This is a genomic window from Halomonas sp. BL6 (genome assembly GCF_006228115.1).
Classification (GTDB): Bacteria; Pseudomonadota; Gammaproteobacteria; order Pseudomonadales; family Halomonadaceae; genus Vreelandella; species Vreelandella piezotolerans.
The window spans coordinates 152,260-163,830 of record NZ_VDGL01000004.1; the positions used below are offsets into that span (position 1 = coordinate 152,260).

General features: G+C 53.5%; 9 protein-coding genes. 8 read left to right on the plus strand and 1 reads right to left on the minus strand.

What is annotated here, in order from left to right:
- The first annotated feature begins 210 nt into the window (after window positions 1-210).
- The 8 genes from FHJ80_RS10215 to FHJ80_RS10250 all read left to right on the plus strand — a co-directional run bounded on the left by FHJ80_RS10215 (window position 211) and on the right by FHJ80_RS10250 (window position 9,902).
- On the plus strand, window positions 211-1,881 hold the full coding sequence (locus FHJ80_RS10215) for a PAS domain-containing methyl-accepting chemotaxis protein (RefSeq protein ID WP_139527057.1): 1,671 nt from the start codon (window positions 211-213) through the stop codon (window positions 1,879-1,881).
- Window positions 1,882-2,037: 156 nt separating this feature from the next.
- Window positions 2,038-2,769: a GntR family transcriptional regulator gene (locus FHJ80_RS10220; protein ID WP_218013980.1), complete on the plus strand. Its 732-nt coding sequence runs from the start codon at window positions 2,038-2,040 to the stop codon at window positions 2,767-2,769.
- Between the two features lie 70 nt (window positions 2,770-2,839).
- Window positions 2,840-3,832 carry a C4-dicarboxylate TRAP transporter substrate-binding protein gene (locus FHJ80_RS10225; RefSeq protein ID WP_255303921.1) on the plus strand — a complete coding sequence of 331 codons (993 nt, stop codon included), beginning with the start codon at window positions 2,840-2,842 and terminating at the stop codon, window positions 3,830-3,832.
- Window positions 3,833-3,935: 103 nt separating this feature from the next.
- Window positions 3,936-4,430 (plus strand): TRAP transporter small permease, encoded by a 495-nt coding sequence (locus FHJ80_RS10230; protein WP_139527058.1) that lies wholly within the window; start codon window positions 3,936-3,938, stop codon window positions 4,428-4,430.
- Window positions 4,427-5,716, plus strand: a complete 1,290-nt coding sequence (locus FHJ80_RS10235) for a TRAP transporter large permease (protein ID WP_139527059.1) — start codon at window positions 4,427-4,429, stop codon at window positions 5,714-5,716. The genes FHJ80_RS10230 and FHJ80_RS10235 overlap by 4 nt, the downstream gene beginning before the upstream one ends.
- Before the next feature lie 37 nt (window positions 5,717-5,753).
- Entirely contained in the window at window positions 5,754-7,175 is a 1,422-nt protein-coding gene (gene uxaC / locus FHJ80_RS10240; protein ID WP_139527060.1) for a glucuronate isomerase, read from the plus strand.
- A 30-nt stretch (window positions 7,176-7,205) separates the two neighbouring features.
- Window positions 7,206-8,417, plus strand: a complete 1,212-nt coding sequence (gene manD / locus FHJ80_RS10245; RefSeq protein ID WP_139527061.1) for a D-mannonate dehydratase ManD — start codon at window positions 7,206-7,208, stop codon at window positions 8,415-8,417.
- A gap of 9 nt (window positions 8,418-8,426) precedes the next feature.
- Complete coding sequence (locus FHJ80_RS10250) at window positions 8,427-9,902, plus strand: mannitol dehydrogenase family protein (protein ID WP_139527062.1); 1,476 nt, start codon at window positions 8,427-8,429, stop codon at window positions 9,900-9,902.
- 78 nt (window positions 9,903-9,980) lie between these two features.
- On the opposite strand, the gene FHJ80_RS10255 is transcribed toward FHJ80_RS10250, so the two are convergent.
- Complete coding sequence (locus FHJ80_RS10255; RefSeq protein WP_139527063.1) at window positions 9,981-11,480, minus strand: sodium:solute symporter family protein; 1,500 nt, start codon at window positions 11,478-11,480, stop codon at window positions 9,981-9,983.
- Window positions 11,481-11,571 lie beyond the last annotated feature (91 nt).

Genomic DNA, 11,571 nt, shown 5'->3' on the forward strand with positions numbered 1-11,571 from the left:
GACAACGTACCTGCAATGCCTCTAATTTTTAATATTGTTTAATTTTTCAATAAGGTTTTTTTAAGCATTGTATAGCTTATGTTGAGCCTAAGGGGGAATGTCAAATAATGTGACATGCTAGGTAACTACCGTTACTTTTTTTAGCGCCTGAGCCATAGTACGCCTACTGGGCTTGCAGGTGTAAAAAGTATTCTCCCAAAGGGGGTGGCAATGCGTAATAACGGCTATGTATCACAAACGAATTATCCGATTGAACCCGATGACTTCTTAATCTCCCGCACGGATATCAACGGCTATATTACGTATGCCAACCCGCGCTTTATCGAGGTGAGCGGCTTCGCCATCGAAGAGTTGATGAATGAACCGCACAACGTCGTTCGGCATCCGGATATGCCGCCCGAGGTGTACCGGGATATGTGGGCAACCCTGAGAGAAGGGCTCTCTTGGCAAGGATACGTCAAAAATCGCCGTAAAAACGGCGACCACTATTGGGTGCACGCCAATGTCGTGCCCGTCGTCGATAAAGGCGAGCTGCAAGGCTACGCGTCGCTTCGCTCTTATGCGGGGGAAGAGAAGGCGCGCTATTTCGATCACCTGTATCGTCAAATGCGTGAAAACAACTGCCCCTACTATTTAAAGCGCGGCAAACTCAAGCGCAAAGGGTTGCGCGGCAAGTTGCCATCGTTTCAGTGGGAGGGAGTGAAGGCGCGCGTCGTTCTGTCGTCTTTGGCGAGCGTAGCGCTACTGGGGGGAGGCTTGTGGATCACGCAACGCTTTTCTCTCGAGAGCTGGTCTTTGGTTGTGCTTGCCCTAGTGCTGGCAAGTGCGATCTGGTCGGTGAACGCGTTGCTGCTAGGTTCCTTGAGTCGTTCGGTCGCATCGCTGAAAGACATTGCGCTGCAGCTGGCAGCGGGCAACTTGAACACGGTGATTCCTTCCACTCGCCGCCAATCGCTTCGTCAAACGCTGGAGGCACTTCAGCTCATGCGCCGCTCGCTGCTCTCTACCGCCAGTGATATTCAGCGCAATATGGACACCATTGGCCCGGTGGTGAGCCAAATTCTAAGCAATAACGCCAACATGGCGGATCGCCTGGAACAGCAAGCCTCCGCGGTACAAGAGACGGCTGCCAGCATGGAGGAGATTTCCAGCACCGTGCGTCAAAGCGCCTCGAATGCGCAGCTTGCGAGCAAGGCGGCCGATACCAACCTCGCCGAAGTGGGCACCGCGTCGCGCCTGACAGACGAGTTGGCTCAGGCCATGGACGCGTTGACCAAGCAGTCCGAACGGATGAAACACATGGTGCAAGCCATCGATGCCATCGCGTTTCAAACCAATATTTTGGCTCTCAATGCGTCGGTGGAAGCGGCGCGTGCTGGCGAACACGGACGTGGCTTTGCGGTAGTGGCCCAAGAGGTGCGAAAGCTCTCCAATCAGACCGCTGAAGCGGCCAAAGAAGTGCAACGCATGATCGTGGACACCAATCAAAGCGTGCTGGAAAGCGCGTCTCATACGCGAGAAACGCAAGCGGCGACCCAGCGTATCCGACATGCCAGTCAGCGGGTCAACGACCTGATGGCAGAGATTAGCCGAGCGGCCAGCGAGCAGAGCGACGGCGTTGCCCAAGTAGGACTAGCCATTGCCGAGATCGACAGCACGACCCAAGCCAGCGCCTCGGATATGGAGAGCTACCGGCGGGTGGCAGATACCCTCAGTGGGGAAGCCGCCGCTCTGACCAACAGCGTCAACGCCTTCAGAACCTCACAAGGCGCGCAGCCTTTGCCAGCGCTACGCCGCTCGCAGCCGCTTGGGCTCCATCAGTCCGCCGCCAAAGTGCTGCCCTCCAAGCAGTCGTCAGCGGGTGAGTGGGAGCAGTTCTGAGGTCTGAAAGAGAGTGACATACAGCTGAATAAGTAGTTTTTTATGTGAGAAGTTGCTTAGTCGACTAAAGGCTAATTCATTTAGCCTTTTTTTATTTCATCCATACTACCATACTAGTTGTATCAGTTGGCGTGCATAAGCACTTTCTGGAGTAACATGAAGACAGATTTGCAAGGGATGTGGCAGAGGGAAGGTAGTGATGTTTCGGTGCGCCAACGTCTCTATAACGTATTGCGGCAAGCGATTATTCGCATGGTGCTGGCACCGGGGCAGGCGCTTTCTGAAAAGGAGATTGCGGATTTATTCGCTGTCAGTCGCCAGCCCGTGAGAGAGGCGTTTATCCGCCTCTCAGAGGCAGGGTTGGTTGAAGTGCGCCCTCAACGAGGCACGTATGTGGTGGGCATTTCCCGACAGGCGGTTCTGGAAGCACGCTTTATCCGCGAGTCATTGGAGGTCGCCATTACGCTGGAAGCCGCCAAGGGGGCACTTACTGAAAGTGTGCTAATGGAGCTTAACGAACTGATTGAGCGCCAGCGCAGCTGTATTGAGCGCCAGGACCATGACCGCTTCTTTTTTCTTGATGAGATGTTTCATCGCACATTGGCCTTTTCCACAGGACAAATCATGGCATGGAACGTCATCGAAGATGTGAAGGCGCAATTGGACCGGGTACGTTATTTGAGTATTCCTGACTCTACACCGATCCCTAAGTTAGCCGATCAGCATCAGGCAATCGTCGATGCAATAGCGGCTTCAGATAGTGACGCCGCCGAGAAGGCGATGAGTGTTCATCAGCGTGAAATCCTGAATTCGTTGCCTGAACTTGAGCATCGTTTCCCCGATTTATTTGCAGGAGTGGGATTGGCTGCTCCAGCACGTTCCACATAAACACAGCCATATAAACCAGATGAATGATTGCCCTGCATGACGTAGTTCCAGCCGTAATGCTGGTGAAAAAATGACCAATAATAATTATCTTGAGGAGTTGAAGATGAAACTCGCACGGTTACTCCCAGCGATTGCGCTGGTTGTCGCAAGTCAAACTGCACACGCTGCTTACCAGCTCAATGTCTCTATCGCATTGAGCCCCCAAGATCCTATCGCACAGGCTTTGCAGAGCGCTCAGCAAAGTATTGAAGAGCGTTCTGATGGTGAGCTGACGATCCAGATTTTCCCGAATAGCCAGTTGGGCTCCGATGAAGATGTCGTAGAGCAAATCCGCAGTGGTGCCAATATCGCTATTCTCATTGATGCTGGCCGTTTATCGGAATATCAACCAGAGCTTGGCATCTTAAGTGCTCCTTACTTGGTTGAAGACTCGCGTGATTACGCTCAAATAACCGCGTCGCCGCTGTATCAGGAGTGGGTGGAAGGGTTGGCAGGCGTGAGTGGCCTTCGTCTACTTAATTACAACTGGTTCCAGGGGTCGCGGCAGATGCTGACTCAGAATGAAGTCAAGGCACCTGACGACTTGAATGGCGTACGTGTACGAACAATCAACTCCCCAGTATGGGTAAAAACAATTGAAGCCATGGGGGCAACCGCCACTCCCTTGCCCTGGTCGGAAGTTTACTCTGCGCTTCAATTAGGCTCCATTGATGGCGCAGAAGCACAATTAACTGCTGCCGAAGGCCAAAACCTCCATGAAGTGATTACGAATGTGGCATTAACGAATCATATTCATTTAATGACGGGGATCGCCACTTCTGATCAGTGGTATCAAACTTTGCCTGAAGAGCTACGCACTATTCTCGATGAAGAACTCTTAAAGGCGGGTGACGCGGCGAGTCAAGCCACCATAGAAGCACAGGCCGCTGTGCGGGAGAGGATGGAAGCTGAAGGCGTCACATTTACCGATGTAGATATCGAACTATTCCGGGAGCGCGTTGGCAGCGTCTATGAAGAGTTAGGCTACGACCAATATCGCAAGCAACTGCTCTCTGGAGAGTGAGTCTCCGCTCCTGCCCGTATTGGTTCTCTGGGCAGGAGCTTTCCCCTTTTCTCTTTGCTATTAACCCCACCATCCATATGCCCTATGGGGCGAGGAATGCTGTATGTGGCATTGGTACGATAAAGGTGAGGAGTGGTTAGCCATCTTGCTGCTCGGAGGTACCTCTCTCACGATGTTTATTAGCTCAACCGCTAGAGCCGTCGGAAGTCCCTTCGCCGGTGGTGCTGAATTGGCGCAATTCCTGTTTATCTGGACTGCCGTGTTAGGTGCCGACATCACGCTACGTCACGGTGGTCAGGTGCGCATTGACGCGCTGGTTATTCGGTTACCCGCTAAGTTGCAATTCATGATTACCAGTTTGTGTATTGCGATGATGCTGCTCTTTTTAGTTCTTCTTGCTTGGTATGGCTTTGGTTTAGCCACCTCAAACTGGCAGCGCCCAATGGGAGTGGCGGGGCTAAGTTATGGTTATATCACTTTGGCGCTTCCGATTGGTGCTTTGCTTATGATGGTTTCATTGGTACGTCGCATATCCGCTAATGGTGTTATGGGTAGCTTGATGGCTGACGATGACGACATGGTGGAGGAGTCGCTATGACAGCCGCGCTATTACTGGTTTTTGGCCTGTTTCTTATGGCCATTGGCATGCCTGTCGCATTTGCTATTGGAATTGCGGGTTTTTCTTACTTTTTGCTACCTGAAACATTCTTGCCAACGAGTATCGCTGTGCAGCGAGTCGTCTCTTCGACACAGTCTTTTCCGCTCTTGGCCGTTCCGTTGTTTATTTTTATCGGCCACTTAATGAATGCCAGTGGCATTACCCCTCGCTTAGTTCATCTCTCTACCCTGTTGGCGGGGTGGATGAGCGGCGGTTTGGCGCAGGCAAGCATTGTGCTGAGCACGTTGATGGGTGGGGTGTCAGGCTCCGCAGTGGCCGATGCCGCTATGCAGTCCCGTGTGTTGGGGAAAAGCATGATCAAGGGTGGCTACTCTTCTGGATTTACAGGGGCGGTGCTGTCTATCGGTGGCTTAATTACGGCGACGATTCCACCCAGCATCGGTTTGATTCTGTATGGCTACCTTGGGGAAGTCTCGATAGGGCGACTCTTCATCGCCGGGTTGGTCCCCGGTTTTTTATTGATGGTTGCGTTAATGGTGACTACTTACATTATGGCCAAACGACGCGGCTATCAGCCCGTTAGAGAGCACTTGCCTACTGGCTCAGAAGTCTTGAAGGCACTGCGTAGTAGTATCTGGGCCATACTCTTCCCCGTGTGGCTGTTGGTAGGTATCCGTTATGGATTGTTTACACCTTCCGAAGCAGGTGCGTTTGCCGTTGCTTATGCGCTGTTAGTAGGGTGTGTTATCCATCAGGTGATGGGGGTGAACGAAATCCTGAATGCCATGCGTGCCAGCGTGCGAGATATTGGCATGATTATGCTCATTATTATGTTCTCGGGCATTATCGGTTATGTCGTTTCTTTTGAAAGAGTCCCGCAAACAATCGCTGAATTAACCCTTGGCGTGTTCTCCAGCCATATCACCTTACTGCTTACCGTGTCGTTGCTGCTGGTCTTTTTAGGCATGCTGCTTGAGGCTACTGTTGTGGTGATGTTGCTGACCCCCATTTTAGTACCGGTTATTAAAGCGGCTGGTATTGATCCTGTTCATTTCGGGCTGCTTATGATGACACTGGTCACTTTCGGCGGCATGACACCCCCGGTCGGTATTTCGATGTATACCGTATGCGGCATTTTACGCTGCTCGTTTTATGAGTATAGCCGTGAACTACTGCCTTTCGCTTTTGCGGTCTTCGTAGTGGTTCTGGGTATTCTTTTCTTCCCGGATATTGTTCTGTTTTTGCCCAACTTGTTACTTGGGTAGAAGTTCCTATGAATGTCTCAATGACCCAGGAGTAACGATGAAGTTTAACGACCAAATTGAGTTCATAGGTGCAGATTTTTTATTGGAAAATGAAGCTGCCCGACGGCTCTATCATGAACATGCTGCTGTCATGCCGATTTGCGACTATCACTCGCACTTGGACCCACTTGAAATAGTTAACGACGTTCAATTTGATAACTTGACCCAACTTTGGCTCAAGGGCGATCACTATAAATGGCGAGCCATGCGGTGCGCGGGTGTCGCAGAGCAGCTTATTACCGGGAACGTCAGTGATCGGGAGCGCTTTCAAGCATGGGCAGAAACCGTGCCGGATTGCTTGGGCAATCCTCTCTATCATTGGACCCACCTTGAATTGCGCGAGCCACTGGGGATCAACGATGTGCTTCTTTCGGCAGAAACGGCGGAGGAAGTGTGGCAGACCTCGCAGCAGCGGTTGGCAACGCCTCAGCTCAGTGCTCAAGGGATCTTAAAGCGCTTCAACGTACGTACCATTTGTACCACGGATGACCCCACCGACAGCTTGGCCGACCACCAACGGCATGCAACCAGTGGCGCTGGCCCAACCATGCTGCCTACTTTCCGTGCCGACTTGGTACTCAAGGTTGAGCAACCGGGTTTTATCGATTATCTGGCAAAGCTCGAAGCGGCCAGCGGCCTGACCATTCAGCGCTTCGATGATTTATTGGCAGCTCTTTACCAACGATTGGAACATTTCGAGGGGGCAGGGTGCTGCCTTTCCGATCACAGCTTAGAAAAGCCAGTGTTTGTCGTACCACCTGCCGCCCATGCGCTTGATCGTATTCTGGAGCGAAGAAAGGGCGGGGAGGCGCTGAGCAGTGATGACGCCCACGGTTTTACCACGGCTGTTCTGTTATGGCTGGGCAAGGAGTATGCCCGACGGGGCTGGGTCATGCAGCTCCACATTGGTGCCTTGCGTGACTTAAGCCAGCGGGGGCGACGTGAGATAGGAGCGAACAGCGGCTTCGATGCCATTGGTGATACTACCTATGCCGAACCCTTGGCGGCGCTGTTGGACGCGCTCGATCAGGAACATCAGCTTCCACGTACCGTACTTTATAACCTCAACCCACGGGACAACGAGATGTTGGCGGGTCTTGCCGGTTCTTTTCAGGGGGATGGCATTCCCGGCAAGGTTCAATTTGGCGCTGCCTGGTGGTTTAACGACCAGCGTGATGGCATGGAGCGGCAGTTAACGACCCAGATGCAGTTTGGTTTGTTGCGTCACTTCGTTGGCATGCTGACAGACTCACGCAGTCTTTTGTCCTTTTCCAGGCATGACTATTTCCGGCGTATTTTTTGCCAGATGCTGGGGGCTCAGATGATGCGTGGTGAGCTACCTAGCGACGTGGATCGAGTCGGGGAAATGGTGCGCGCCGTTTGTTATGACAATGTGCAGCGCTACCTCTTTGAGCGTTGATTACCTTTTACTCTTCGTAATGGAATAATGATGATTATAAGTGACGCTTATTTAATTGTTACGTCACCAGGACGTAACTTTGTAACACTCAAAATTATTACTGAATCCGGTGTTTACGGTATTGGTGACGCGACGCTGAATGGGCGTGAGCTGGCAGTGGTGGCTTACCTGGAAGAGCATGTTCTACCGGCGCTGATTGGCCGTGATGCAAGCCGAATTGAAGATATATGGCACTTTCTTTATCGCGGTGCTTACTGGCGGCGTGGGCCTGTCACTATGTCGGCCATCGCGGCGGTGGACTTGGCTCTTTGGGATATCAAGGCCAAGGTGGCAGGGTTGCCGCTCTATCAGTTACTGGGTGGGAAAAGCCGTGAGCGAGTGATGACCTATGCTCACTGTACTGGCAAGGATATTGATGCTTGTCTCAGTGAGGTAGAGAAACATGTGAAGCTGGGCTATCGCGCGGTCAGAGTGCAAGCAGGTGTCCCGGGTATTCCTACCACGTATGGCGTGACCAAGAAGGACGGAGAGCGCTATGAGCCCGCCGATGCAGAATTGCCCAGTGAGAATGTCTGGAGTACCGAAAAGTATTTGAACCACGTGCCCAAGCTATTCGAGGCCGTGCGGGAGCAGTTCGGTGCCGACATCCATGTCCTGCACGACGTTCACCACCGTTTGACGCCCATTGAAGCCGCGCGTCTAGCGAAGGAAGTAGAACCCTACCATCTGTTTTGGCTGGAAGATTGTGTGCCAGCAGAGAATCAAGAAAGCTTTCGGCTCATTCGCCAGCACTCAACCACGCCGTTAGCAGTGGGGGAGGTGTTCAATTCAATTCATGACTATCGCGAGTTGTTGGAAGCACAGCTGATTGACTATATTCGTACGCCGCTGAGTCATGGCGGTGGCATTACCCACATGCGCAGAATCGCTGATCTTGCGTCGCTTTACCATGTCCGTACGGGCTTTCATGGGGCCACGGATCTATCACCGGTATGCCTGGGTGCCGCTATTCATTTCGATACGTGGGTGCCTAATTTCGGTATTCAGGAACATATGCCCCACGAGGCAGTGGTAGATACCGTTTTCTCGCATGATTACCAGTTTGTCGATGGGCACTTCATTGTCGGTGAAACACCGGGGCACGGGGTGGATATTGATGAAACGCTGGCCAAACAATACCCCTATAAACGTGCCAGCCTTCCGGTGAATCGCCTGGAAGATGGTACGTTGTGGCACTGGTAGGAGCTAACGATGCCAAACGTTGAGTCTATATCTGCAGCTCCGCCATCGAGCCAGCTGGCCATTGCTCATCTCGGACTTGGTGCATTTCATCGTGCTCATCAGGCGGTGTACCTAGAGCGTTACCGTCAGCGCAGCGGTGATGTTGGGTGGGGCGTGTGTAGCGCTAATTTGCGTTCCAGTATTGGGCTGGTCGATGATCTTGCTGAGGCAGGATATCGTTATCATGTCGCGGAGTACGCCAACAGCCAACACCTTACGCTGCGTGAAATCGGGGTGATCGAAGAGACCCTCTTTTCTGGCCGTGATCACGCTGGCGACTGGGGCCGGGATAGGGAAGCGTTACTGGCACGATTGGCCTCTGCAGACACTCGTATCGTTACTTTGACGGTCACCGAAAAGGGCTACTTTCTCAACCCGGCGAGCGGTGAGTTAAGAAGTGATGATTCTATGATCATCGAAGATATCGCCTCTCCGCAACAGCCCCGAACCGCGCCTGGATTGTTGGTGGAAGCGTTAGCGCGGCGGCGTGAGGCGGTGATTCCTCCCTTTACAGTGCTCTCTTGCGACAACATGCCCGACAACGGAACGCGTACACGGCAGGCGGTAGTGCAATTGGCCGAGTACCGCGATCCGACGCTGGCCCGCTGGATTGCCGATGAGGTTGCCTTTCCCTGCAGTATGGTAGATCGCATTGTGCCAGCCATGACGGATACAGACTTTGAGCGTTTGGCGGCGCTGGGAATAGCCGATGCCAATGCCGTGGTGTGTGAAGCCTTCTCCCAGTGGGTGGTTGAAGACCACTTTCCCCAGGGGCGGCCAAGCTGGGAAGCAGAAGGGGTGGAAATGGTGGCCGATGTGGCCCCTTTTGAAACCATGAAGCTGCGCATGTTGAACGGCAGTCATTCACTGCTTGCCTATCTTGGTGCACTGGCAGGCATTGAGACGGTTGTTGACGGTATTCATCAAGCTGAACTGCGCACACTGTTGCGTCGCTACATGCTTGAGGAAGCCGCACCGACACTCGATATGCCCGAGGGTATCGACTTAGTGGCTTATGCCGACTCGCTATTGGCGCGCTTCGCCAATGACAGTTTGCGTCACCGCCTGCAGCAAATTGCCATGGATGGAAGCCAGAAGCTTCCGCAGCGATGGTTGTCGGGTACGCTGGAGCGTGCTGGTACTGGCCAACCCTCACCTTGTGTGGCACTCGGCATGGCGGCCTGGATCCGTTATACCGCAGGTGAAGATCTCCAGGGTAATCGCTATACGGTCGATGACCCGTTGGCCAAACGCTTTGCGCAATTGCATCAGAGGCATGATTCCAGCAGCCGCTCAGACGCAGAGGCGCTGGTAGCCGCCTTCTTAGCCATGGACGATGTCGTGCCCAGCGAACTGGCTAAAAACGATGAGTTCGCGCTGGCGGTGACGGCGGCCTATCAAGCTCTGATCCAGAAGAGCTTTAGCGAGGCTTTAGCGGCGCTATAAGTTCTTTAGTACCAATCAAAGCCCCACGGTTGAGGTGTCAGTTCACAATCGTGGGGCTTTTTTTCAGCTTTTTGGCGGTTAGCGAGTCGTTGAGGTCGCTTCAGCGCCGGTGAGCGTTGGCTCTGGCACTTGCTCCATGCGCTGGCGTTCTTGGTCAAGAATTGCCAGTGCCTGATCAGGGGAGACCTGCGAGGCCGGTGTCAGTAGGCTCACAACGACCCCGGCCACCAGCGCAGCGAGAACGGCAGGGATGCTGGGATTGCCCCAGAAAGCTGTCCAATCGCTGTTGGCGATAATGATCAAGGAAGTGGCGGAGGCACATAGCAGTGTGGCAATGGCACCCTGCCAGTTGTAGCGTGGCCAGAAGCGCCCCAGCATGGCGCTCATAAACAGTCCTGACAGAATCGTCGAGATCATGCGGGTGATGTAGGTAATTACGTTGTCCGAGGCAAGCGCGAACAGCAGTGCTAAACCAATGGTGGCTACCAGGGCGATCCGTGAGAAGCGCACCACATTGCGGGCTGACGGGGTGCGGCCCGTGGCGAGTACATAGAGGTCTCGGATCAGCGTGGACACACCGGCGATGGCGTCGGAGCTTGCGCTCGACATGGTCGCAGAGAGGCCTGCTACCAACAGCAGTAGCCCCAATCCTAATGGCATGATTTCCGTCGCCAGGAAGGGAAAGGCGTAGTTGCTATTCTCAAGCCCTGGATTGAGAGCGTGGGTGGCCATACCGATAATGGCAGGAATGATTGAGAACCCGAGATAAAGAACACCCGTGATCAAGAACGAACGACGTACCGAACCGACGGATTCGCCGGAATAGATCCGCTGCCGAAACGAAGGCGTGGCCAGCACGCCAATCGCAATGACAGCGGCTAGAGACAATGCCGGCAGTGCACCAATCTGACCAATGCCTAGAAAACTGATGGCACCTGCGTCCATACCTGCAGTAAGCCCTGAGAAACCGCCCACTTCCACCAGTGCCAGCGCGGCCATCAAAATAAAGCCTGCAAAGAGCACGATGGCTTGAATGGTGTCGGTCCAGATGACCGCAAAGTAGCCGCCCACCACGCAGTAAATGCCAAAGCCCAGTGCCACCAGAATACGTGCCGTGGTCAGGTCGATACCCGCCATCCAGGAGAGGTACAGGCCACCGCCAAGAATATGGGCACCGAGCCAGCCAATGCAGGCGATATAGATGAGAAGCGCAACAATGTTACGCACTAACCGATTCGCGCCAACGTAATAGGCCAGCTCTTCACTCATCGTCATGAAGCGAAGTTTACGCACAGGGGCAAAGCAGACGGCGAGTAGAAGCACCCCAATGGCACCACCGATACCGTAGAGCGCCCCCGCCCAGCCATTTGCATAACCAAAGCCAACGGCCCCCATGCTGGAACCGGTACCCACCATTGTGGCGACCGTGGTGCCCACGGTGAGAAATAGGGGAACACTTCGCCCGCCAAGCAAAAAGTCGTCACCGCTGCCACGTTTATGTCGTGACACCCACCATCCAAAGACGATCATGGCGATAATATAGAGCACAAAGGCGGCAAGGAATATTTGACTGTTCATGGTAACCTCTTATCGTTGTTTATCCGGCCGTTGCCGCGGCCGATAGGTAGGCAATGGAAGCGATTGCCGCGGGACTTTTATCGTGATCAAG

Bases quoted from the DNA above. Each gene is read 5' to 3' on its own strand.
- FHJ80_RS10230 (WP_139527058.1), top strand. From the start codon at position 3,936: ATGTGGCATTGGTACGATAAAGGTGAGGAGTGGTTAGCCATCTTGCTG.
- FHJ80_RS10255 (WP_139527063.1), bottom strand. From the start codon at position 11,480: ATGAACAGTCAAATATTCCTTGCCGCCTTTGTGCTCTATATTATCGCC.
- uxaC (WP_139527060.1), top strand. From the start codon at position 5,754: ATGAAGTTTAACGACCAAATTGAGTTCATAGGTGCAGATTTTTTATTG.
- FHJ80_RS10250 (WP_139527062.1), top strand. From the start codon at position 8,427: ATGCCAAACGTTGAGTCTATATCTGCAGCTCCGCCATCGAGCCAGCTG.
- FHJ80_RS10235 (WP_139527059.1), top strand. From the start codon at position 4,427: ATGACAGCCGCGCTATTACTGGTTTTTGGCCTGTTTCTTATGGCCATT.
- FHJ80_RS10220 (WP_218013980.1), top strand. From the start codon at position 2,038: ATGAAGACAGATTTGCAAGGGATGTGGCAGAGGGAAGGTAGTGATGTT.
- FHJ80_RS10215 (WP_139527057.1), top strand. From the start codon at position 211: ATGCGTAATAACGGCTATGTATCACAAACGAATTATCCGATTGAACCC.
- manD (WP_139527061.1), top strand. From the start codon at position 7,206: ATGATTATAAGTGACGCTTATTTAATTGTTACGTCACCAGGACGTAAC.
- FHJ80_RS10225 (WP_255303921.1), top strand. From the start codon at position 2,840: ATGACCAATAATAATTATCTTGAGGAGTTGAAGATGAAACTCGCACGG.